Raw genomic sequence first — 22,010 nt, 5'->3', positions numbered from 1 at the left:
CGCAACATTTTTCATTCATACGGATAGAGGGTTTCTGTGCGCCTGGACGATTTGGAAGAAAGTCAGCATGTTGAAGACCGCCGCGGTGGCGGCTTTGGTGGGCGCAGTATCGGCATAGGCACCATTGCACTGGTGCTGGTCGCCATGTATTTTGGCGTCGATCCCCAGCTGGTGTTAAATCTGGCGCAGCAAGCCCAACCTGTGGCCGAGTCGCCGCAGCTTCCTGAGCAAAGCCAGGACCCCAAGGTGAAGTTTGTTTCTCAGGTGCTGTGGAGTACCGAGAAAATCTGGCAGCAACAGTTCTCCGCCAGTAGACGGCAATATACGGCGCCAAATCTGCAATTGTTTAGTGGCATGACCAGCACTGCGTGTGGTCAGGGGCAGTCGGCCATGGGGCCGTTTTATTGCCCTGCAGACCAAAAAGTCTATATTGATTTGAGTTTTTATCAGGAGTTGCAAGACCGCTTTAAAGCGCCTGGAGATTTCGCACAGGCGTATGTGATTGCGCATGAGGTGGGGCACCACGTGCAAAATCTGCTGGGGACTTCAGCCAAGGTACAACAGGCCAGGCAACAGGCCGGGTCTGAGGCCGCATCCAATGCCTATTCGGTCAAACTAGAGCTACAGGCGGATTGCTATGCGGGTGTCTGGGCCTATTATGCTGATCAACAGTATCATGTGCTGGAAGCCGGCGATGTGGAAGAAGCGCTGCAGGCGGCAACGGCTATTGGCGATGATGCCTTGCAAAAGCAGGCGCAAGGCTATGTGGTGCCAGATAGTTTCACCCATGGCAGTTCTGCACAGCGGGTATATTGGTTCAAGCAAGGCTTGCAGTCTGGCGACCTTAATCAGTGCAATACCTTCAACAGTTAAGCATTCAATTAACCTTGAATATAAAAATAGTGTTAATCAGTAAAGAGAAATATGACAGAAGCAACAGTACTCAATGAGGATGCACATTTAATTGAAACAACGGTTTCCAGTGCGGTGATGGCGCAGGGGAAAATGCTCACCGTCCGCTACGATGAAGCACGCTTGCCAAATGGTCGGGTAAGTAGTCGGGAGTATGTTACCCATCCCGGTGCCGTCGCCATTGTGGCGCTGACACAGTCAGGTGAGGTTGTACTAGAGCGCCAATTCCGCTATCCACTCAAGCAGGTGTTTATAGAGTTACCCGCTGGCAAGATCGATGCAGGCGAGCCGGTATTGACCACAGGCCAGCGTGAGTTGCTTGAAGAAACCGGTTATGCGGCCAAAAACTGGATCAAGCTGGGGATACAGCATCCTTGCATCGGCTATTCCAATGAGGTGATCCATATTTATCTGGCGACAGACCTCTCACTGGGCGATCATGCCAGAGATATCGACGAAGCGATGGATGTGATGGTCTGGCCGTTTGAACGCATTATGCAAGCGATTGAAGACGGTGAAATTACCGATAGCAAGACGATGTCCGCCATGCTGATGGCCGAGCGTTACTTGCGCAAGCATCCTTTGCCTGGCCTGGCGCTGTAAAGGGCCACGATGCGTGTTTTGCAGATAGGCTGTGGTGCATTGGGCAAGCTGATTGCCCAGGCGACCCTGGCCCAAGGTCATGCATTGACAATCGTCAGGCGCTCTCAGCAGTCTGTGCCTGACGGCGCAGCCGCCCTCTACCTGGATGTCGTCTCTGCAAATGGCCTGTCTGCCCTGGCAGACCAGGCCCCGGAAATCCTGCTGTATTGCCTGGCGCCCGTGGCAGGGCAGAGCTATCGGCAAACTTATGTCGATGGCTTGCGGCATGTGCTGGCCAATGTGGATCAGCGCGCGTTAAAGCATGTGTTTTTTATTTCGAGTACCAGTGTGTATGGCGAGCAGCAAGGGCAGTGGGTTGATGATGATACGCCTGCCATGCCGGCTGAAGAAAATGGCCAGACGATCCTAGCCGCCGAGCAATTGCTGGATGATTTGCCTTGCTCGCATACTGCGTTACGTTTGTCTGGCATTTACGGCCCGCAACGGCTTTACCTGCTCAAGTTGCTGCAAACCCCTGAGCGCTGGCCACAACATATCCAATGGACCAACCGTATTCATGAGTTGGACGTTGCCGGTGCGGTGGTGCATTTTTACCGCCAAATTGAACACGCACTGCCGTTGCCAGCGCATATTATTTTGACAGATGGTGCGCCAGTGCCACAACATGAGGTGTTGCAATGGCTGGCACAGCAACTGCAGCTGCCAGGGCCTGTGACCCCGACCACTGACTTGCAGCGCGGTAAACGGATCCGCAACCCGTTTTTGCAGCAATCCGGTTACCCGTTTTTATTTGCCGATTATCAGGCAGGCTATGCAGCCATACTCTCTAAAATGGATCATGTATAAAAAAAATATTCTCACACTGTTTCTTGGCTTGCTGCTGACAGCGCTTGGCCTGTCTGCACAGGCAGGTACGTCGCAAGAGGCGTCGCCGGAAGGCTTTCAGCCCTGGTTAACGGCATTGCGCCAGGAAGCATTAACGATGCAGATTGCGCCGGCCGCGGTTGACGCGACGCTAACAGGCGTCGTCTATTTGCCACGCGTGATTGAGCTTGACCGCAAGCAACCAGAATTCGTCACCAGTTTTTCTGCTTATGTGAACCGCCGCATTAATCCGCGTGTGGTGAGCAAGGGCAAACTCATGATGCAGGACTATGGTGGCGTTCTCTATGTGGTAGAAGAGTTGTATCAGGTGCCCAAGGAGGTGCTGGTGGCCTTCTGGGGGCTGGAAACCAATTTTGGCGGATTTACCGGGGATATCCCGTTAGCGTCTGCCTTGGCGACCCTGTCATTTGAAGGGCGACGCGCTGCTTTCTTTAAAAAAGAACTGCTGAACCTGATGCGTGTGGTGGAGCGTGATCAACGCTATGATAGCCCGGTGGTGGGATCATGGGCGGGCGCGACCGGGCATATGCAATTTATGCCATCCACTTTGCTCAAATATGGGGTGGATGCCGACGCGGATGGCAAGATTGATATCTGGGACTCTTATCCAGATATCTTCAGTTCTGCCGCCAATTATTTATTGCAGGCGGGCTGGCAGCCTGGCCAGCCGGTGAGCTTTCAGGTCGCCTTGCCTGCGGGCTTTGATTACAGCCAGGCGCAATGGCAACAGACCAAAGCTGTCAGTGAGTGGGTGAAAGCCGGAGTGGCGGGCGTTCCAGCCAGCGCGCTGGCCTTGCCAAAAGCGTCGATTGTATTGCCTCAGGGCTTTGATGGTCCGGCATATATGGTGTTCCCCAATTTTGACGTCATTATGCAATGGAACCGTTCCATTAATTATGCGCTGGCTGTGAGTTTGCTCAGCCAGCAGTTGCGTCAGGACAGTTATACCTTACAGCTGCCGCCTGAGCCACCTGCGCTAAGCTATCAGCAAATGTGGCTGTTGCAAGAGTCATTAAACGCGCAAGGGTTTGATTGTGGGCCCCCTGATGGCTTTCCAGGTGCCAAAACCCAGGCTGCGATCCGTCGATATCAAGCGAGCAAAGGGTTGCCACAAGATGGCTATGCAGGCGCCGAATTGTTTAGCCGTTTAACGACACCCGTGCAAACTGCACAGTAATTTAGCGTGTTTTAAACCAGCCCGTCACGCTCACTCTTGGCTGGATGGCGGGCAATACCTGGTGCCAGAATCTGGCGGATAAAAACAGCACGAGTCGGCCGCCTAGCGGCAAGATATCCAGATGTCTGGCATCTTGCTCCGGGGGCTGGTGATGTTCATCCAGATACAGGCGCAAGGCACCCCCTGCTTGTTCTGGCCAATCCTCGTTGAGATAGATAATTGCGGTCAAGCTGCGGACGCCGCTTGGTATTTGGAGGGCGTGCTGGCGGAACTGGTCGATGTGCGTGGCGTAGCCGATGGAACCGGCAGGGTAGAGGGCAAAATGGGTTTCGTAAGTGGCCAGTCCCATCATCAGGTGACGATTTGCCATCTGTTGTACCTCAGCCATCAGGCTAAAGTAGGCTTGCAAGGCAGGTTCGGGGTCGTCGGCTTCCAGCCAGGCAATCCGGTCAGCACGAAGATTGGGGTTGGTAATGGCGGCTTTACTGGTGCCCGCCTGATGCATCTGCCCCTGCTGGTCGCGCGCCAATGCCAGCGTGCGCAATGCGGCGATGGTGTCGGACGGCAAACATTGGTCGATCAGGCAATATTGGTGTTCACTGAGGGACTCTACGAGCGTGTCAGTCAATGTGGTGATCGGTGCGCCCATGGGCAACTGAAAAATCTGCATGGCAATATTATAAGCGCGATCCCATTGCCTAACGACTGGCTTTCGGATAGAATGCGCAACCTTATTGATTGCAGTCCATGTGATCAATCTTAAAATAGTCGCGTAGCTCAGCTGGTTAGAGCACCACCTTGACATGGTGGGGGTCGATGGTTCGAGTCCATTCGCGACTACCAAAATTCAAAAAGCCGTTATAATTAACGGCTTTTGTTGTTTTTATCAAATGCTTTGTATAGGCCTTGTTTCAAGGTTGTTCGCTAAAATTTTGACGGATCTGGCATGCCAAATATTCGATTACCCGATGGTTCTGTAAGACAGTTTGAACACGCTGTAACGGTGGCGGAGGTGGCTGCCAATATCGGCACCGGTTTGGCAAAAGCCGCGCTGGCTGGCAAGGTGACTTATCCCGGTCAGGAAGCAAAGCTGGTAGATACCAGCCATCAGATTGCACAAGATGTTGAGCTGGCGATTATCACGGACAAGAACGAAGAGGGGCTGGAAATTATCCGCCACTCAACCGCACACTTGTTGGCCTATGCGGTCAAAGAGCTGTTCCCGGATGCACAGGTGACGATAGGTCCTGTCATTGAAAATGGCTTCTATTACGACTTTAGCTATAAGCGCCCATTTACGCCGGATGACCTGGTGGCCATTGAGAAAAAAATGGCTGAATTGGCAAAGAAAGACGAAAAGGTCGAGCGCAAAGTGCTGCCGCGTGATGAAGCGGTGGCTTACTTCAAAAGCATTAACGAGCACTACAAAGCCGAGATCATTGCCAGCATTCCCAGCAATGAGGATGTTTCGCTATATTCAGAAGGCGCGTTTACCGACTTGTGCCGTGGTCCGCACGTGCCGAATACCGGCAAGCTCAAGGCATTTAAATTGATGAAGCTGGCCGGCGCCTACTGGCGTGGTGACAGCAATAACGAAATGCTGCAACGTGTGTATGGCACTGCCTGGCGCAATAAAGAAGAGTTGGAAGCGTATCTGCATATGCTGGAAGAAGCTGAGAAGCGCGACCACCGCAAGCTCGGCAAGCAGCTCGATTTTTACCATATGCAGGAGGATGCGCCGGGGATGGTGTTCTGGCATCCGCGAGGCTGGGTCATCTGGCAAGAAGTCGAGCAGTACATGCGTGCCAAATTCAGGGAGTACGATTACCAGGAAGTACGTACGCCGACAGTACTGGACAAGACCCTGTGGGAAAAATCCGGCCACTGGCAAAACTACCGTGACAATATGTTTGTCACCCAGTCGGAAAACCGTGATTATGCCGTGAAGCCGATGAACTGCCCCGGTCATATCCAGATTTTCAACAGCAGTTTGCATAGCTACCGCGATTTACCGTTGCGGCTGGCAGAGTTTGGTTCTTGCCACCGCAACGAGCCGTCTGGTTCCTTGCATGGCTTGATGCGCGTGCGTGGCTTCACCCAGGATGATGCCCATATTTTCTGTATGGAATCGCAAGTCGAAGCCGAAGTGGCGGACTTTATCAAAATGTTGTACGAAGTCTATAAAGACTTTGGGTTTGACGATGTGATCGTTAAATTGTCTACCCGCCCAGAAAAGCGTGTGGGTACTGAAGAAGCATGGGACATGGCAGAAAATGCCTTGGCTAACGCGATTAAGGCGAATGGCCTTGAGTTCGAGTATCAGCCGGGCGAAGGCGCTTTTTACGGCCCGAAAATTGAATTCACCCTCAAAGACTCGCTCGGTCGTATGTGGCAATGTGGCACCATCCAGCTCGACCCAAACCTGCCAGAGCGCCTGGGCGCCGAGTATGTGGCTGAAGATAATACGCGCCAGCGGCCTATCATGCTGCACCGTGCGATTGTCGGTTCCATGGAGCGTTTTTTAGGCATCTTGATCGAAAACTTTGCGGGTGCCATGCCGGTCTGGCTGTCGCCTGTGCAGGTGATGGTGCTTAATATTTCGGACAATCAGGCCGATTACGTGCGCCAAGTAGTTGAAAAATTGAAGAAAAATGGCATTCGATGCGATTTTGACTTGAGAAACGAGAAGATTACCTATAAAATACGCGAACATAGTTTGCAAAAATTGCCTTATCTGATTGTTGTTGGCGATAAGGAAATGCAAAATGGTCATGTGGCCGTACGTACCAGAAAAGGTGAAGATCTGGGTGCGATGTCGGTAGATGCGTTTGTTGCGCGTGTACAGCAAGACATCCAAAACCGGGTCTAATTTTTTAGGTGCCGTGCGGCTTTGTTTATTGTTAGGGGATTGTTATAGCTCAGGATAAAGATACACGCATTAATGGCGATATTACCGCGCCACAAGTGCGTCTGATTGGTGTAGATGGCGAACCGTTAGGTGTGATGAGTCTCAAAGAGGCCTTTGCCAAAGCGGAAGAAGCTGATATTGATATTGTTGAAATTGCACCAAATGCTGCACCGCCCGTGTGCCGTTTGATGGATTATGGCAAATTCAAATACGCCGAGAGTAAGCGTCTACACGAGCAAAAACTCAAACAAAAACAGGTGCAGATCAAAGAGGTCAAATTTAGACCTGGCACCGATGATGGCGATTACAACATCAAGTTGCGTAACATTATTCGCTTTTTGGGCGATGGTGACAAAGCCAAGATTACTTTGCGCTTCCGTGGCCGTGAAATTACGCATCAGGAGTTCGGTTTGGCGCTGTTGAAGCGTCTGGAAGCGGATCTTGCTGAGCATGCAGCGGTCGAGCAATACCCAAAAATGGAAGGCCGTCAAATGGTGATGGTACTGGCGCCCGCTAAAAAGGTGCCACCGAAAAAAGCGGACAAGTCCGCAGAAGAATAAGTTTTTTGGAGTGATATGGCTAAATTGGCTGCCTACTCACTCTTTACTCAACCTCTAAGGAGACCAAAATGCCAAAGATGAAAACAAAGAGCAGCGCCAAAAAGCGCTTCAAGTTCTTGGGTAACGGCAAAGTGAAGCGTACACACTCTCACTTGCGCCACATCCTGACCAAGAAAACAACCAAGCAAAAACGTAAACTGCGCGGTACCGCAATTATTTCTGCGACCGACGTGAAACGCGTTCGCGCAATGATGCCAACACAATAAGGAGACCGACATGCCTAGAGTAAAACGTGGTGTCATCGCACGCGCAAAACACAAAAAAGTATTAAATGCTGCTAAAGGTTACCGTGGTCGTCGTAAGAACGTCTACCGTGTTGCCAAACAGGCGGTCATGAAAGCCGGTCAATATGCATACCGTGACCGTCGTCAGAAAAAACGTCAATTCCGCGCATTGTGGATTGCCCGTATTAACGCGGCAGCCCGTGAAGCTGGTTTGACCTACAGCCGTTTCATGAATGGCTTGAAAAAAGCTGCGGTTGAAGTTGACCGTAAAGTGCTGGCTGATCTGGCCGTGTTCGATAAAGCTGCTTTTGCCAAGTTTGTAGAATTGGCTAAAACAGGTTTAAGCGCCTAATCAGACCTACCAAAAAAAGAGGCTGCGGCCTCTTTTTTTATTTTAATGTTACTTAAACCCTAAAAGAATACCGACGATGGCTGATCTTAATCACTTAATCGCAGAAGCAGCACAGGACTTTGCCGCTTGTCATGATATCCCTGCACTGGAAAACGCCAAGGCCAAATTTTTGGGCAAGTCAGGCGCTATTACGGAGGCATTGAAGGGCTTGGGCAAGTTGAGTGCCGAAGAACGTCCTGCAGCCGGGGCAGCGATTAATGTGGTCAAGCAGGCGGTCGAGCAAGCCTTGAATGACAGGCGTGACAGTATTTTGGCCGCAGCCCAGGCCAAGCAACTGGCGAGCGAAACCATTGATGTGACTTTGCCTGCGCGTGCGCAGTCCAAAGGGGGCCTGCATCCTGTGACGCTGACTTTGCGTCGTGTGGAAGAGCTGTTTCACTCTATCGGTTTTAGTGTGGCCGATGGCCCTGAAATTGAAACCGATTTTTATAATTTCACCGCTTTGAATATCCCTGACAACCACCCGGCGCGTGCCATGCACGATACGTTTTATGTGGAAACCGGTGGGGATAACATGGAATACGTGCTGCGCACACATACCTCGCCAGTGCAGGTCCATTACATGCAAGACAATACGCCGCCTTTAAAAATTATTGCGCCAGGGCGTGTGTATCGCGTGGACTCGGATGCGACACACTCACCGATGTTTCATCAGGTGGAAGGCTTGTGGGTAGATGAGCAGATCAGTTTTGCTAACCTAAAAGGCGTTGTGCAGGATTTCCTGCAAAAATTCTTTGAGCGTGACGATTTAACTGTCCGTTTCCGTCCGTCTTTCTTTCCGTTTACCGAGCCGTCAGCCGAGATGGACATGAGCTGGAATGGCGGTTGGCTGGAAATCGGTGGTTGCGGTATGGTGCATCCCGAAGTACTCAAGCACGTCAATATCGATAGCAGCAAATACCGTGGTTTTGCTTTTGGTTTGGGTGTCGAGCGCCTGGCCATGTTGCGTTATGGCGTCAATGATTTGCGCCATTTCTTTAATAATGATCTGCGTTTTTTGCAGCAGTTCATCAAGTAATTTCAGCGCACGCGCACTTTAAACAGCAGAATTAAGACAAGGTAAGACAGATATGCAGTTCTCCGAACAATGGTTACGATCCATGGTGAATCCAGCGATGGATACCGAGCAGCTTGGTCATGCGCTAACGATGGCAGGCCTGGAGGTTGAAGCGCTCACGCCTGTTGCGGCAGCCTTTAACCGCGTCGTTGTGGCCGAGATTCTGGAGGCGGCCAAACATCCAGACGCTGATCGCCTGCAAGTGTGCAAGGTGAAAGTCGGCGAGGAGACTTTGCAAATTGTCTGCGGTGCGCCTAATGCGCGTGCCGGTTTGAAAGCCCCATGTGCGCTGGTTGGCGCACAGTTGCCAGAAATCAATGGGCAACCAGGCATTCAAATCAAGCAAGCCAAAGTACGTGGGGTTGAGTCTTTTGGCATGATGTGTTCTGCCAAAGAGCTGGGCATTGCCACAGAAGCCAACGGCATTCTGGAGCTGCCAGCAGACGCGCCGGTTGGTCAGGATATTCGTGAGTATCTGGATTTGAACGACCATGCCTACACGTTAAAGCTCACGCCTAACCGTGCGGATTGCCTGAGCATCGTCGGTATTGCACGCGATGTGGTTGCGATGACCGGCGCGCCAATGACTGCACCAACTGTTGCCCCTGCTGCGGTGACAGGGACACTGACCAAAAACGTGACGCTGCAAGCCAGTACGGCTTGCCTGGCCTATTATGGCCGGGTGATCGAAGGCGTGAATGCACAAGCTAAAACGCCAGACTGGATGGTCCGCCGCCTTGAGCGTAGTGGTATTCGTAGCATCAGTGCGCTGGTGGATATCACCAATTATATTTTGCTGGAGCAAGGGCAACCGTTGCATGCCTTTGACCTGAACCTGCTGCAAGGCGATATTCAGGTACGTTTTGCCCAGGCAGGTGAAAAACTGGTATTGCTTAATGACACAGAAGTCACCCTCAAAGGCGATGATTTGGTCATTGCAGACAGTAACGGCCCCTTGGCGTTGGCAGGCATCATGGGGGGTAACCCCAGCGCAGTCAGCGATACTACGCAAGCGATCTTTTTAGAAAGCGCATTCTTTACGCCAGATGTGATGGCTGGTAAAGCCCGTCGTTTGGGGTTGAGCACCGACTCCTCTTACCGTTTTGAGCGTGGCGTGGATTTTGGTAACACACTGAATGCCCTTGAACGTGCGACGGCATTGGTGCTCGAAATTTGTGGTGGCCAGGCCGCCGCCGTCACCGCAGTGACTGCCGACTTGCCGGTACGCAAGCAAGTCAGTTTGCGCTATGCCTACCTGCTGTCAGTGTTAGGCATAGAAATCAGCCTGGCGCGTGTAGGGCAGTTGCTCACACAATTGGGTTTCAGTTATACCGAAAGCAATGGTGTGTTCCAGGTCAATGCGCCCAGCTTCCGGTTTGATATCGCGCGTGAAGAAGACCTGATTGAAGAAGTTGCCCGTTTGCATGGCTACGAGCATATCCCGGCACTGACCCCTGTGGCACCGCAAGGCATGCTGGCCTCGCCAGAAGCGCAGCGCAGCAAGCATTGGTTGCGCGATGTCATGGTTAATCAAGGCTATCAAGAAGTGGTCACCTACAGCTTTGTTGACGCAAGCTGGGAGCGTGATTTGTACGGGAATGAAGCACCGATTACACTTAAAAACCCGATTGCCAGCAATCTGAGCGTGATGCGCTCCGGTTTGTGGGGCGGTCTGCTGGATGCCCTGGACTACAACCTCAAGCGTCAGCAAACCCGTGCCATGCTGTTTGAGCTCGGTGCGCGCTATGAACAAGGTAACCAGGGCTTTATCGAAACATTGACACTGTCTGGCCTGATCTATGGCAGCGTCCAGCCAGAACAATGGGCGACAGAAGCCCGTGCTTTTGATTTTTATGATGCCAAGGCCCACGTCGAGTCGCTGTTCGCGCAAACCGTGCGTTTTGTGGTCGAGCAGCATCCCGCCTTACATCCAGGCCAGTCAGCGCGTATTTACCTGGGCGATCAAGCTGTAGGCTGGCTGGGTAAATTGCATCCGCAATGGCAACAACAGTATGGCCTGACCAGCGCCTGTTATCTGTTTGAGCTTGATGCGGCCGCTGCGCTGGCGACGCAAGTGCCGGCGTATAGCGAGGTAAGCAAGTTCTTACCTGTGCGCCGTGACCTTGCCGTGATTGTTGATCAAAATGTGTCAGCACAAACCATGATTGATGCCATTATTGCCGAGCAAATTCCGCAATTACAAACCCTAAAATTGTTTGATGTTTATCAAGGCAAAGGGGTGCCAGAAAACAAAAAAAGCCTTGCATTTCTTGTACTTATGCAAGATACTTGCAAGACAATGGTCGATGAGGAAGTCGATACAATCGTGGCGCGAATCCTCAATAACTGGTCATCCAATTTTGCTGCATCACTAAGATAGTATCACTTAGGGGCAACATCATTTAGGTAATTCATCAGGATAATGCCATTTAAATCATCATTGCATTACTCCAAGGATTAACAGTTGATACAACTCAAGCGTCATCTCGCATAATAAGAAGGTTCAGGGGATCGTTAATGACACTCACAAAAGCTGATTTAGCCGATTTGTTGTTCGAACAAGTCGGGCTGAACAAGCGCGAAGCCAAGGATATGGTCGAAGCGTTTTTTGAAGAAGTCCGGAATGCGCTAGAAGAAGGGGACAGCGTCAAACTATCCGGTTTCGGTAATTTTGAACTGCGTACCAAATCCGAGCGCCCAGGTCGTAACCCAAAAACCGGTGAAGAAATCCCGATTTCTGCACGCCGTGTGGTGACCTTTCATGCCAGCCAAAAATTGAAATTACGCGTAGAAGAACACTACGCAGAACATCCATTACAAGCACAAGCCTGATCTGATTACACCCTATGCTAGAAACGCAAAAAGTGTCGTTGCCCCCCATTCCCGCCAAGCGCTACTTCACGATTGGTGAAGTGAGCGAACTATGCGGGGTGAAGCCACACGTCTTGCGTTACTGGGAACAAGAGTTCACTCAGCTCAAGCCTGTCAAACGCCGCGGCAATCGTCGCTATTACCAGCATCACGAAGTCCTGCTGATCCGTAAAATTCGCGAACTCCTATACGAGCAAGGCTTTACCATCAGTGGCGCCCGCAATCGCCTGGATGGTGTGGAAGAAAAAGCAGATAAACCGCGCAGCAACACCGAATCAGCGGTTTCAAGCAGTCCACAATCTCAGGGCTTGATGGCAGAAGAAATATCGCAATCCGCTATTGATGTGGCGGCGCTTAGAGAACAAATTCAACAAGTGCTGCAATTGCTCAAAGTGCCTGCATAAGCGCACAACGTAGCCATAAAAACCGCATATTCTGCTTAGCGAATATGCGGTTTTGCTTTATAATGCCACCTTCTTTTTCAAACGGTTTTATCGTTTGATTTTGAATCTTCGGGGCGTAGCGCAGCCTGGTAGCGCACTTGCATGGGGTGCAAGGGGTCGCGAGTTCGAATCCCGCCGTCCCGACCAATAAACAAGCCATTCGTGAGAGTGGCTTTTTTATTTACTGACCAGAACGTAACCAATTCGTAACCAGTTCCTCTTTCACTTCACTGTCGATAATGCCAGAAACGTTCTCAACATGTTGTGATAAATGACCAGGTGACAGGTGTGCATACTTCTGCACCATCTCCATATCAGCCCAGCCGCCTAACTCTTTTAAAACGTAAATCGGCGTGCCATTTTGCACATGCCAGCTTGCCCAAGTATGGCGTAAATCATGCCATCTGAAATCAACAATGCCAGCACGTTTTAAGGCGGCATGCCATGCCTTAGTGTTCACTTGCGTGATAGGCTTCCCACGGAACGTAAACACGTGCGTGGGGTGCTTAAATAACTCTTTACGCAGCACTTCAACCGCTTCACTAGACAAAGGGACAGGGATTGCCCGTTTACCCTTGGCTTGGTCTGCAGGAATCCATGCGCGCCTATCTTGCAAGTTCACTTGCGACCACATTAATTTAGTGACATTGCTTTTGCGTAACCCTGTCGCTAACGAGAAACGAACCATCGCTTCCAAATGGGGCGGTAATTCATTTATTAATCTGGCCGCTTCTTCGGATGTTAAAAAGCGAATGCGGATTTTTGGTTCTGGTAGTGACCGTACCTTCACGGTTTTATCTATCCATTCCCAATCTAGCGCAGCGCGTCTTAATACCCGACTGACGATTTGCATATAACGGTTAACTGTCCCGTTAGACACATTTCCCTCTTTTTTACGTATAGAAGTAATACGGTCTAGCAAGGCACGGTTAATGTCATTGAGGTAGACCCCGTCCAGATATTTGCTTAGCCATCTAAAAAACGTTAAATCTGTTGAGTGCGACTTACTGTGAGAGGTCTCATCAATGTATTTAACGACAGCTTCTTCCCATAAATACTTGGGTTTAATACCTAGGCGGGATTGCTCCCAAATTTCATTTAGCCGCTTCGCTTCGTACTCTTTCGCTTGTTGGCGGTCGGTAGTGCCAGTAGATTCATATACCGGTTTTTGACCGTTGACAGCGATTTTGACCCAATAGAACTTTGAGTCCTTTCGTTTGTAGAGTGACATTGTTCATTCCCTTCGTCACCCTGCGACGCTTGCTGAGAGTATTTTGAGCGCAGATACTCTATCAAGTCAACTTGCAAAAATACCCAGCACTTGCCGATTTTAGCGGCGGGTATCTCACCAGACTTAGTGCGATCAAGCAGCGTAGTAGGGTGCAGATGCAGGAAAGCAGCCGCCTCTTTAGTGCTTAAAGTAATCATTTGGAGTTTTCCCGTATCAAATTCATAAATCCAAATCTGATAGGTGCACGATATTCATGCACCCAAAAGAATTGGGACACATGAACGGGGTTGGATAGAAAAGAGACGGCTAGCTTATGTCAAATTGATATGTACAAAACCCAAGCGTTCGCTACGGGCTGGAATTAAACCTTTGACTTATGTATGCCGGGGGCGTATCCAACTTACGCCGTAAATATAAACCGTTCATTTGTAGATTATTATGTTCTCAGTCACGCGTCAAATGTTATTTATTGTTGGCGTGAATTCTTGTTGTGGTTGACTTAATGGTGGTAGTTTCAAATTTCATTCATAATCATTTGCATATTCTTAACTTGAACAAACAAAGGTTGTTTTTATGAGCGATAACGATCCTTTCAAGTCTCATCGGGAGATGATTGAGAAGATGGAACGTGTTAGTAATCCATTTAAATATCAAACCGACTTTATAAAGCAAATAGAACGACTCAATGATCCTTTCAAACCTTATCAAGAAATGATTGAGAAGATGGAGCGAGTTAGTAATCCATTTAAATATCAAACCGACTTGATGAAGCAAATAGAACGACTCAATGATCCTTTCAAGTCTCATCGGGAGATGATTGAGAAGATGGAACGTGTTAGTAATCCATTTAAATATCAAACCGACTTTATAAAGCAAATAGAACGACTCAATGATCCTTTCAAACCTTATCAAGAAATGATTGAGAAGATGGAGCGAGTTAGTAATCCATTTAAATATCAAACCGACTTTATAAAGCAAATAGAACGTTTCAATGATCCTTTCAAACCTTACCGAGAGATGGTTGAGCGTGTTCAGACCTCATCTTTTAATGAGGCAGTTAAAGTCTTAGGACAAATAAATTCGCTAGTAGAAAAAAATCAAATTGAACTTAGTAAGTTAGTGGTCAATGATGACAACACTTTTACTGTTGAAGAAACAAATATCTCTTTTGAAGAGGTTGGTTATATAAGCAATCGTGTAAATGAGTCATTCCAAATTGAAACAACTCAAAATTTGGAAAGATTATATTTATTAATAATTGAAGAGCTTAAAAAGCTTGGTAGCCCAAAAAAGCAAAATTATTTACTTCTTATATTTAGCCTCTTGTTATGCCCTTTGGCTGTCTCAGTAATGACTCTTTATATTGATCATCACTATTTTGATAAACCTCCAGAAAGTCCGCGTCAGATTATAAAGGAGGTAAAAAGATCCACTCCACTAGATAGTATTCGAAGTTTAGAGCTCAGAGAGTTCCGTTTTGTAAAATGCGAAATCTTACTTGTTAGAACTAAACCAAAATCCAAATCTGCAATTCTTGGGCAGATATACATAGGGCAAACTGTGCGTCTGATTAAGAAAGACGGAGATTGGTCATTGGTTGAGAGAGTCGACGAATCAACTGATCTAAAAATCCAAGGTTGGGTTAACTCTAGATATATAGAAAAATTTCATTAGGCATTCAAAAACTCATGTACTCATCCAAAATAGTCCTTTATTACCATTGCACCAATTACAACTAAGATCGAATGTAATACCTCGGTCTTTAAATATCTCAACGATGTACATCAAGACTTCAACAAACTCCCAGTTTTTTCTAAGAAGGTGAACCTCCTTAATTGGTTCGCCTATTCCTTTACTTGCCCAGTATCGACGTTTATTTAATTCACCCGATTCAAAGCTCTTGGCGATGTATTTAGAAATATAGGCAGCAATCCTGTTAATGGATGCTTTTTTGTTTCCAGAGGTTACATGAACACGCCCATTTCCTTGACCAACCACACGATGCCAAATTGACCAAAGCAGCTTGTAATCTTGTCGATTAGCTACAGCAACATGCAGATGTAACGCACCACGTTTTTGCAGTTCATGTGTGGCTACATATTGGAAATTCGATACAAGTCTAATCCGGCGCACAAACTCTTGAAAGTACCGCTGGAAAACTTCGGTATCGGTGATAACTTCTTTTGTCGTTAGCGTGAGCATATAGCGAGCCTTAAGCATCTTGCATAGGTGCCTTACCTTACGTTTAGCACGTTTTGCCGCGACTTCAGCTGAACGTTCTCTGTCCCCTTCACCGCGTTTAGATTTATGCGGTAAATCTTCTTCACTCATCTCTGACCATGTTTCGTATGGCATGACTGAAACTTCAATATTCTTGTCACCAAAATCACGAACGGTTACACGATGCCATGATTGATGGCCTGATTCATTCAGGATTTCATCTTGTAGGTCTTTAAAGGTGGTCATGATTTCACCTCAATACCAAATAGTTGAATATGTTGTTTTGGTAAGTGTTCTTATTACAAGATTAAGATCGACGCTCCGCGTCTGCGCTTTTTGCGGGCTGGCGCGCGTTGTCCGTGCGGCAGTCCTCAAAAGCTTTGCACGTTGTGTGTGGATTAATTTAAATAGAAATGACCTCACCGAATTTCCCACAGCCCCCATGCTTGATGGCTGGGGACTATGGAAAATCGGTGAGGATTTTGGGATTAAAAACGTAACCATAACGTAACCTTTCATGACTAAATAAGCCATGTTGAGGCTAATCAAGGCCTAAAATCGACGTTAGCAAGCGTCGCAAGGTATTGATTTAATTAGGTTTCTGTTTTGCCGGATGTAAATGGGGTGCAAGGGGTCGCGAGTTCGAATCCCGCCGTCCCGACCATACACATATCCAAGGTGGTTCAATACCATCCAAAAAATAGCCTTGAAACGACCTTTCAAGGCTATTTTTACGTATCAGCCATCCAAAGTAGTTCATTGATATCCACGAGTAAAGTGGGGTAAGTGACGGGGTAACAACACTTAGCCCCAGTGTGAGTTACCCCAACATTAGCAAGTGGTGGCGGCTCTAGTGTCGCTTTGCAGCAAAGAAAAGCTGCTTTCCCCCTGGTACTTCCAGATATCTCCCTACAGCAAGTCAAGCAAAAGCGTGAAGAGGCCATAAAGCTAGTGGCTGAGGGCATGGATCCCAGCTTGGAGCAGCAGCGGCTGAGGCTTTTTATTGGGTTCAATCCAAGGGTCAGTTTAATTCGACAGTGTTGGTGGGGGAGTACTTTTTAAATAGTGATTTTGATTGCACCCAATCATCATTTGCAGTTCATCCTGGCTTGTTGTTTCTGCATGCCTCAAGTCTTAAGGGTACAGCACCTAATACTGAAGATTTACGTCATTTCAAGCTGTCAACGAGGTTGATCATGTGAGGAGATCAAACTTCTGAGGCTGCGAAGATTGTGGCTTTAAGTCTGGTCCACATAGTCTTGGTTGTGCAATTAAACTGCGAGATCGGGGGTAATGGTTACGGGTACTTGAAGTTGTTGGCTGATGGTCCCAATATGGCGGGCCAGGGCTTCGTTGAGTGGCATCGGGCGGTTTAAGTAGAAGCCTTGTGCATAGGCGACGCCCATTTCTTTGAGGCAGTCCAAGGTGGCTTGGTCTTCAACATATTCTGCAATGGTCTTGATTTCCATGGATTGAGCAACGCTTTGAATGGCTTTGGCCATAGCTAAGTCTACCTTGTTGCTGGTGATGTCTTTGACATAGGCACCATCCATTTTTAGGAAGTTGACGGGCAGGTGCTTGAGGTAGCTGAATGAGGACATGCCGCTGCCAAAGTCATCCAGCATGAAGCGGGTGCCCATTTTTTGTAGTTCTTTAATCAGTTTGATCGTGTTGTCGATATTGATAATTGCCGAGGTTTCAGTAATTTCGAAGCAGACGTGGCCAGGCGAAATCTCGTAGGTTTCAAAGCAGTTTTTGATGTAGGGCAATAGCTGTGGATCTCCAAGCGACATGCCCGAGAGGTTAATGCTGACAATAAACGGTTTGATGCTGGATTGCAGTTTGAACAGGGGTTGTAATGCCATAAAGGCATGTTGAATGACCCAGCGATCAATTTTGGTCATGAGGTTGTAACGCTCTGCCGATGGCAGAAACTCGGCAGGCGGGATAATGCCGCCGTTTTCGTCACGCTTGCGGATCAGGATTTCATAGAAGGGGGGCAGTTCTTTTTGCTGTAGCGGAAAAATGCCTTGGCAATACAATACAAATTCGTTGTGTTCGATGGCTTCGTTGATGCGCAGTACCCACTCCATTTCCGCATGGCGCTTGAGCATCACGTCATCTTCATTGTGGAACAGGTGAATCTGGTTGCGGCCGTTGTCTTTGGCAACGTAGCAGGCGGCATCCGCATGGCGCGTAATCTGGCCAACGTCCTTGAGGTCTGCGGTGATTTCAACGATGCCTATGCTAATGCCAGTTTGAAATAGCCGACCTTCGTGCATGAAACGAAAGGCCTCGACCATTTGCCGCAGTTGTGCGGCGATTTCAATGGCTTTTTCAACCTGGCAATAACTCAGTAACAAGCCAAATTCATCGCCACCCAGGCGGGCAAAGGTGTCTTCGGCACGAATGCGTTGGCTCAGGATCATGCTGATCTGCCGTAGCATTTCGTCGCCTGCCAGGTGACCGCAGGTGTCGTTGATGACGCGGAACTGGTCGAGATCCATGTAACAGAAGACATGATTGGCACGATGCTGTTTGACGTCTTGCAAGGCTTGCTGCAACCGTCTTTCGAGTTCCTGTCGATTGACCAGCCCGGTTAAGGCGTCGTGCCGCGCCTGATAACGCAATTGCGCCTGTGCATCTTGAATGCGGTGACGCATGTCTGCCTCGACGTGCTGCATCTCACGCGAGATCTGGTTGATCGTACTTTGTAGGGATTTGATCTCTGGCAGGGTGTTTTTAACCTGGCTGACCTGCTGGCTACCGATCACAAAGCGCTTGAGTGCCGCGGTCATATCGCGAATTGGCTGACTGATAGAGCGACTGACCCAGCTGACAAGGATGGAACACAAGATCAGGGTCAACGTGATATAGCCGACATTTTTAATAAATGCCTGCCTATGGTCTTCGATCAGGGCGGCTTTGTCTACGGATACAAATACATACCCCAAAAGCTGATGTGCGGGCGTGGTGGAAAACACTTTCACCATGGTGATGTCGTGCGTGGCTTGCTGCATGACCATCGTGTCTTGCTGGAGCAGGCCGTCTTGCATAGTGAAGACTGCACCTATATTGGCGATCGGTTGTTTATTGGCGTCTGCAATGATCAGTGAAAGATAGGGCTCACGGTTAAGCTGGCTTGCCTTGAGCAAGCGATCAATATAAGGCTTGCCATGTAATTGATCTTGATTATGGATGACCGCAGACAAAAATTTTGCAGTGGTCAAGGCATGCTGACTGAGTTTTTCTTCTTCATGTTGCAGTTGTTCTTTAAAGTCGAACAACAGAAAAATGCAGGAAAGCGCGAAGACGGGGCCGATGACTAGAAGCAGTAGTCTGGACTGTATACTCAGGTTTTGGAAGAATTGCATGGATTCCAGGTCAAATACTAAATAACATCAGCACAAATACAAATGGGTTGCACTGCCGTCGCCGGTGATTCATGACATCCCCCCCAATTTCGTGTATAAGTTTAATGTTTGTCACTGCAAAAATTGCTTACTCACGCGTGTTCAGCCTAGGTTTGACTCATTCCGGTGACATCCGCAAGCATTCAAGTTTTCGATTCGTTCTAGTGTATTGGTTTTCTCATGATTCAGCAAATTTATATCACAGATTACTTGTCTGGAGCGGCTGCGCAGCCTGTTGCGCAAGTTGAATCACTCTTGAATCAGTGTCCGTCGTTGCAATATGCAAGCTGGCAAACAGTTGCACAGCCACCCTTAAATGCCTTATTTACGCAGTTGGTCGCGCCTGATTCCCGCGCACCACACGCTCCAGTCAGTCGCGTATTGTCGTCAAGAGTGGAGGAGACTGTCCTGCCGGCCTTTTGTCTGCTGCCTGTCCATTTGGTAATGCGACGTGATTCGTTTAGTTTGCAGTCTGTCGTGCCCTTGTCGTCAGCGATTTATCAAGCGCTCACAATGAGGCTACAAGCCCATTTTGCAGCAGATTTTGAGCTGCATATTGATGCAGGTCAGCGGTACTGGTGGCTACAACCTTTGCGACAGGTTCAGGCGCAGTGCCCCTGGCCACAGGATTGTCTGTTTCAGCAAGCCATGCACTGGCAGCCGCAAGGGCCTGATGCCGGCCTGATCCGGCAATGGGCCAACGAGATGCAAATGCTGCTGCATCAACTGGCCACCGAGCCATCCATGGCTGACTGGCCAGGAGCGCTCAACAGCCTTTGGTTTGCCAGCGTGGGCCCTGTGCCAGATTGGCAGCATGGGTTTGATTTGGTTGCCGGGCAAGGCGAGGTCTTTGCTGGGTTGAGTGCCTTGCAATTACCCAGATGCAAAGCGACCACGCTGGCTGAGGTGATGCAACTGCCGCGTACACAACAGGCGCTGTGGATCACCGATGAACTTGAAACGCTGGATTGGCCTGCGCTCAACCAGGCCTTGCAAGCTGGCACGCTTCAAGCACTTCACATCGTGCTCCCGTTTGCTGAACGTAGTGTACAGATTCATTACCAGAAACGTCCGCGCTGGCAGTTCTGGCGCAAGCCCACCACGTTAAACAAGCTATTGCAGCAACTCGAGCAATCGCTATCTTCCGCCACTGAGCAAGCGGGATTCAACCCATGAAGATTCAACAGAGAACTTATGACATCGCTGCGCTGGAAGGCTTGCAAGCGCAGGGCTTGCCGCCATTGATGGCGAGATTGCTCGCAGCGAGAGGCGTGACAAGCGCTGACTGGGGCTTGCAAGACATGCCGCATCTGCTTAAACCGGAGGCCTTGACCGGCGCAGCGGAAATGGCAAGGCAATTGGCTGATGCGATTGCGCAACAACAGCGCATTTTAATCATCGGCGATTATGACGCGGATGGTGCAACAGCGACCAGTGTCGCCATGCGCGGCTTGCGCATGATGGGCGCCGAGGTCGATTTTCTGGTGCCTAACCGGTTTGAATATGGCTATGGACTCACGCCGGAAATTGTCGCGCTGGCAGCCACGCGGCAGCCGCAGGTGCTGCTGACCGTGGATAACGGTATCGCCAGTATAGACGGCGTGGCCGCGGCCAAGGCACTGGGCCTACGCGTTCTGATTACCGATCATCATTTGCCCGCCGAGCAAACGCCTGCTGCAGATTGCATCGTGAATCCCAACCAGCGTGGCTGCGGTTTTCCTAGCAAGCATCTGGCTGGCGTCGGCGTGATGTTTTATGTGCTGATTGCCTTGCGTGCCGAGCTCAAGCAGCGCGGCCAGTTGGCTGAAGACCAAGTCCACTTGGGGCGCTTGCTCGATCTGGTCGCGCTGGGCACCGTCGCAGACCTCGTGCGGCTGGATGCCAATAACCGTATTCTGGTCAGGCAAGGCCTCAAACGTATCCGCCATGGCCAAGCCTGCCCTGGCATTCAGGCCATTCTTAAGCTCGCCGGGCGCGATCCGCAACAAGTGAGTGCGCAAGATTTGGGCTTTTATGTGGGCCCACGTCTGAATGCTGCTGGTCGCCTGGATGATATGACAATAGGTATTCGTTGTTTGCTGGCCGAGACGCCACAAGAAGCCATGCAATATGCGCAGCAGTTGCATCGCCTCAATGCCGAGCGCAAGCAGATTGAAGCTGAGATGCAATTCGACGCCATGGCCGATTTAACGCAGGATTTCAGGCCAGAGCAATACACGATTAGCGTATTCCAGCCAGACTGGCATCAGGGGGTGATTGGTATTCTGGCATCACGCATCAAAGAGCGCTTTCACCGCCCCGTCATTGTCTTTGCCGATGCCGGAGACGGCCTGATTAAAGGGTCCGGCCGCTCGATAGCCGGCTTGCATTTGCGCGATGCACTCGACTTGGTGACCAAGCAGCAGCCCGACCTCATCGTCAAGTTTGGCGGCCATGCCATGGCGGCCGGCTTGAGTGTCCGCGCTGAAGATTTTGCGCGCTTTCAGCAGGCGTTTGAGCAGGTCGTGCAAAGCCTGATCAGCGCAGAAGTCTTGCAAGAGATGCTGGAAACCGATGGCGGGCTTGCGCTCACTGAGATGTCTTTGCAGACTGCAGAATTACTGACCCAGCATGTCTGGGGCCAAGGCTTTCCACAACCGGTGTTTTATGATCAGTTTGACGTCTTGTCACAAAAATTATTGGCCGAAAAGCACTTAAAACTGCGCCTGCAAAAACACAACCAGCAATTTGATGCCATTTATTTTCAGCACGCTGAACCGTTGCCAGAACAAGTCGAACTTGCCTACTCGTTACAAGTGAATGAGTACAACGGTAACCGTAGCTTGCAATTACAAGTGGTGCATGCAGTTGTTTGAAAAGCTTGCTGATTGATGACTTTAAAAATTACAAAGCGTTATGTGATCAACTTGTTGCATCCCCTTGGCTGTTAGTTTTCATACGGCGGGCTGTAAACGAGTCCGCCCTACGCGGGCTCACCCCATCAACCAATGCAGCTTTTGCATGACCCTTATATAATGCGTAACGGATTTATTGT

The 22,010-nt window shown here is 49.5% G+C and carries 21 protein-coding genes and 2 tRNA genes; 18 read left to right on the top strand and 5 right to left on the bottom strand.

Annotated elements, in window-relative coordinates:
- Positions 1 to 36: 36 nt before the first annotated feature.
- The 4 genes from INP77_RS06715 to INP77_RS06700 are packed head-to-tail and all read left to right on the top strand — an operon-like array spanning position 37 to position 3,577.
- A complete protein-coding gene (locus INP77_RS06715) occupies positions 37 to 873 on the top strand; it encodes a neutral zinc metallopeptidase (protein WP_194748238.1) in 837 nt (278 codons plus the stop codon).
- 51 nt (positions 874 to 924) lie between these two features.
- A complete protein-coding gene (locus INP77_RS06710; protein WP_194748237.1) occupies positions 925 to 1,515 on the top strand; it encodes an NUDIX domain-containing protein in 591 nt (196 codons plus the stop codon).
- 9 nt (positions 1,516 to 1,524) lie between these two features.
- The gene (locus INP77_RS06705; protein ID WP_194748236.1) at positions 1,525 to 2,361 is read left to right on the top strand and encodes an NAD-dependent epimerase/dehydratase family protein; all 837 of its coding nucleotides are present in this window, start codon (positions 1,525 to 1,527) and stop codon (positions 2,359 to 2,361) included.
- A complete protein-coding gene (locus INP77_RS06700; protein ID WP_194748235.1) occupies positions 2,354 to 3,577 on the top strand; it encodes a lytic murein transglycosylase in 1,224 nt (407 codons plus the stop codon). Before INP77_RS06705 ends, INP77_RS06700 begins: the two co-directional genes overlap by 8 nt.
- A gap of 1 nt (position 3,578) precedes the next feature.
- Here the strand turns inward: INP77_RS06700 and INP77_RS06695 are convergent, their stop codons facing one another.
- Complete coding sequence (locus tag INP77_RS06695) at positions 3,579 to 4,247, bottom strand: 2OG-Fe(II) oxygenase (RefSeq protein ID WP_194748234.1); 669 nt, start codon at positions 4,245 to 4,247, stop codon at positions 3,579 to 3,581.
- Between the two features lie 96 nt (positions 4,248 to 4,343).
- Between INP77_RS06695 and INP77_RS06690 the strand changes: the two genes are divergently transcribed.
- The 10 genes from INP77_RS06690 to INP77_RS06645 all read left to right on the top strand — a co-directional run bounded on the left by INP77_RS06690 (position 4,344) and on the right by INP77_RS06645 (position 12,259).
- A tRNA-Val gene (locus INP77_RS06690) sits at positions 4,344 to 4,420 on the top strand.
- Between the two features lie 103 nt (positions 4,421 to 4,523).
- Positions 4,524 to 6,446 carry a threonine--tRNA ligase gene (gene thrS, locus INP77_RS06685; RefSeq protein ID WP_194748233.1) on the top strand — a complete coding sequence of 641 codons (1,923 nt, stop codon included), beginning with the start codon at positions 4,524 to 4,526 and terminating at the stop codon, positions 6,444 to 6,446.
- Between the two features lie 44 nt (positions 6,447 to 6,490).
- Entirely contained in the window at positions 6,491 to 7,045 is a 555-nt protein-coding gene (gene infC / locus INP77_RS06680; RefSeq protein WP_338657597.1) for a translation initiation factor IF-3, read from the top strand.
- Between the two features lie 68 nt (positions 7,046 to 7,113).
- Positions 7,114 to 7,311 (top strand): 50S ribosomal protein L35, encoded by a 198-nt coding sequence (gene rpmI, locus INP77_RS06675; protein WP_018985786.1) that lies wholly within the window; start codon positions 7,114 to 7,116, stop codon positions 7,309 to 7,311.
- Positions 7,312 to 7,321: 10 nt separating this feature from the next.
- A complete protein-coding gene (rplT, locus tag INP77_RS06670) occupies positions 7,322 to 7,681 on the top strand; it encodes a 50S ribosomal protein L20 (protein ID WP_194748232.1) in 360 nt (119 codons plus the stop codon).
- 76 nt (positions 7,682 to 7,757) lie between these two features.
- Positions 7,758 to 8,759 (top strand): phenylalanine--tRNA ligase subunit alpha, encoded by a 1,002-nt coding sequence (gene pheS, locus INP77_RS06665; RefSeq protein ID WP_194748231.1) that lies wholly within the window; start codon positions 7,758 to 7,760, stop codon positions 8,757 to 8,759.
- 52 nt (positions 8,760 to 8,811) lie between these two features.
- Entirely contained in the window at positions 8,812 to 11,178 is a 2,367-nt protein-coding gene (pheT, locus tag INP77_RS06660) for a phenylalanine--tRNA ligase subunit beta (protein WP_194748230.1), read from the top strand.
- A gap of 137 nt (positions 11,179 to 11,315) precedes the next feature.
- Positions 11,316 to 11,630: an integration host factor subunit alpha gene (locus INP77_RS06655; RefSeq protein WP_194748229.1), complete on the top strand. Its 315-nt coding sequence runs from the start codon at positions 11,316 to 11,318 to the stop codon at positions 11,628 to 11,630.
- A gap of 14 nt (positions 11,631 to 11,644) precedes the next feature.
- Positions 11,645 to 12,073 (top strand): MerR family transcriptional regulator, encoded by a 429-nt coding sequence (locus tag INP77_RS06650; protein WP_194748228.1) that lies wholly within the window; start codon positions 11,645 to 11,647, stop codon positions 12,071 to 12,073.
- Positions 12,074 to 12,182: 109 nt separating this feature from the next.
- Positions 12,183 to 12,259 (top strand) — tRNA-Pro (locus INP77_RS06645).
- 34 nt (positions 12,260 to 12,293) lie between these two features.
- Here the strand turns inward: INP77_RS06645 and INP77_RS06640 are convergent.
- Positions 12,294 to 13,298 (bottom strand): tyrosine-type recombinase/integrase, encoded by a 1,005-nt coding sequence (locus tag INP77_RS06640; RefSeq protein WP_368667928.1) that lies wholly within the window; start codon positions 13,296 to 13,298, stop codon positions 12,294 to 12,296.
- The gene (locus INP77_RS15080; protein WP_368667920.1) at positions 13,211 to 13,540 is read right to left on the bottom strand and encodes a helix-turn-helix domain-containing protein; all 330 of its coding nucleotides are present in this window, start codon (positions 13,538 to 13,540) and stop codon (positions 13,211 to 13,213) included. Before INP77_RS15080 ends, INP77_RS06640 begins: the two co-directional genes overlap by 88 nt.
- A gap of 376 nt (positions 13,541 to 13,916) precedes the next feature.
- On the opposite strand from INP77_RS15080, the gene INP77_RS06635 reads away from it, so the two are divergent.
- A complete protein-coding gene (locus INP77_RS06635) occupies positions 13,917 to 15,017 on the top strand; it encodes an SH3 domain-containing protein (RefSeq protein WP_194748226.1) in 1,101 nt (366 codons plus the stop codon).
- 12 nt (positions 15,018 to 15,029) lie between these two features.
- Here INP77_RS06635 and INP77_RS06630 read toward each other — a convergent pair whose 3' ends face one another.
- Positions 15,030 to 15,809 (bottom strand): hypothetical protein, encoded by a 780-nt coding sequence (locus tag INP77_RS06630; protein WP_194748225.1) that lies wholly within the window; start codon positions 15,807 to 15,809, stop codon positions 15,030 to 15,032.
- On the opposite strand from INP77_RS06630, the gene INP77_RS06625 reads away from it, so the two are divergent.
- Positions 15,808 to 16,074, top strand: coding sequence for a hypothetical protein (locus INP77_RS06625; protein WP_194748224.1), 267 nt, complete (start codon positions 15,808 to 15,810; stop codon positions 16,072 to 16,074). The two genes, INP77_RS06630 and INP77_RS06625, sit on opposite strands and share 2 nt — an antisense overlap.
- Before the next feature lie 760 nt (positions 16,075 to 16,834).
- Here INP77_RS06625 and INP77_RS06620 read toward each other — a convergent pair.
- Positions 16,835 to 18,937 carry an EAL domain-containing protein gene (locus INP77_RS06620; protein ID WP_194748223.1) on the bottom strand — a complete coding sequence of 701 codons (2,103 nt, stop codon included), beginning with the start codon at positions 18,935 to 18,937 and terminating at the stop codon, positions 16,835 to 16,837.
- 219 nt (positions 18,938 to 19,156) lie between these two features.
- Here INP77_RS06620 and INP77_RS06615 point away from each other — a divergent pair, with 219 nt between their 5' ends.
- Together INP77_RS06615 and recJ are read left to right on the top strand one after the other, a co-directional pair.
- Complete coding sequence (locus INP77_RS06615) at positions 19,157 to 20,152, top strand: hypothetical protein (protein ID WP_194748222.1); 996 nt, start codon at positions 19,157 to 19,159, stop codon at positions 20,150 to 20,152.
- Positions 20,149 to 21,831, top strand: coding sequence for a single-stranded-DNA-specific exonuclease RecJ (recJ, locus tag INP77_RS06610; RefSeq protein ID WP_194748221.1), 1,683 nt, complete (start codon positions 20,149 to 20,151; stop codon positions 21,829 to 21,831). The genes INP77_RS06615 and recJ overlap by 4 nt, the downstream gene beginning before the upstream one ends.
- The last annotated feature ends 179 nt before the right edge of the window (positions 21,832 to 22,010 follow it).

This window comes from Methylophilus sp. 13 (assembly GCF_015354335.1).
Taxonomy (GTDB): Bacteria; Pseudomonadota; Gammaproteobacteria; order Burkholderiales; family Methylophilaceae; genus Methylophilus; species Methylophilus glucosoxydans.
This window is presented reverse-complemented; position numbering and strand designations above follow the sequence as displayed.

Excerpts from the sequence above, each read along its gene's own strand:
- INP77_RS06710 (WP_194748237.1), top strand. The coding sequence starts at position 925 with ATGACAGAAGCAACAGTACTCAATGAGGATGCACATTTAATTGAAACA.
- INP77_RS06705 (WP_194748236.1), top strand. The coding sequence starts at position 1,525 with ATGCGTGTTTTGCAGATAGGCTGTGGTGCATTGGGCAAGCTGATTGCC.
- INP77_RS06700 (WP_194748235.1), top strand. The coding sequence starts at position 2,354 with ATGTATAAAAAAAATATTCTCACACTGTTTCTTGGCTTGCTGCTGACA.
- INP77_RS06695 (WP_194748234.1), bottom strand. The coding sequence starts at position 4,247 with ATGCAGATTTTTCAGTTGCCCATGGGCGCACCGATCACCACATTGACT.
- thrS (WP_194748233.1), top strand. The coding sequence starts at position 4,524 with ATGCCAAATATTCGATTACCCGATGGTTCTGTAAGACAGTTTGAACAC.
- rpmI (WP_018985786.1), top strand. The coding sequence starts at position 7,114 with ATGCCAAAGATGAAAACAAAGAGCAGCGCCAAAAAGCGCTTCAAGTTC.
- rplT (WP_194748232.1), top strand. The coding sequence starts at position 7,322 with ATGCCTAGAGTAAAACGTGGTGTCATCGCACGCGCAAAACACAAAAAA.
- pheS (WP_194748231.1), top strand. The coding sequence starts at position 7,758 with ATGGCTGATCTTAATCACTTAATCGCAGAAGCAGCACAGGACTTTGCC.
- pheT (WP_194748230.1), top strand. The coding sequence starts at position 8,812 with ATGCAGTTCTCCGAACAATGGTTACGATCCATGGTGAATCCAGCGATG.
- INP77_RS06655 (WP_194748229.1), top strand. The coding sequence starts at position 11,316 with ATGACACTCACAAAAGCTGATTTAGCCGATTTGTTGTTCGAACAAGTC.
- INP77_RS06650 (WP_194748228.1), top strand. The coding sequence starts at position 11,645 with ATGCTAGAAACGCAAAAAGTGTCGTTGCCCCCCATTCCCGCCAAGCGC.
- INP77_RS15080 (WP_368667920.1), bottom strand. The coding sequence starts at position 13,540 with ATGATTACTTTAAGCACTAAAGAGGCGGCTGCTTTCCTGCATCTGCAC.
- INP77_RS06635 (WP_194748226.1), top strand. The coding sequence starts at position 13,917 with ATGAGCGATAACGATCCTTTCAAGTCTCATCGGGAGATGATTGAGAAG.
- INP77_RS06625 (WP_194748224.1), top strand. The coding sequence starts at position 15,808 with ATGATTTCACCTCAATACCAAATAGTTGAATATGTTGTTTTGGTAAGT.
- INP77_RS06630 (WP_194748225.1), bottom strand. The coding sequence starts at position 15,809 with ATGACCACCTTTAAAGACCTACAAGATGAAATCCTGAATGAATCAGGC.
- INP77_RS06620 (WP_194748223.1), bottom strand. The coding sequence starts at position 18,937 with ATGCAATTCTTCCAAAACCTGAGTATACAGTCCAGACTACTGCTTCTA.
- INP77_RS06615 (WP_194748222.1), top strand. The coding sequence starts at position 19,157 with ATGATTCAGCAAATTTATATCACAGATTACTTGTCTGGAGCGGCTGCG.
- recJ (WP_194748221.1), top strand. The coding sequence starts at position 20,149 with ATGAAGATTCAACAGAGAACTTATGACATCGCTGCGCTGGAAGGCTTG.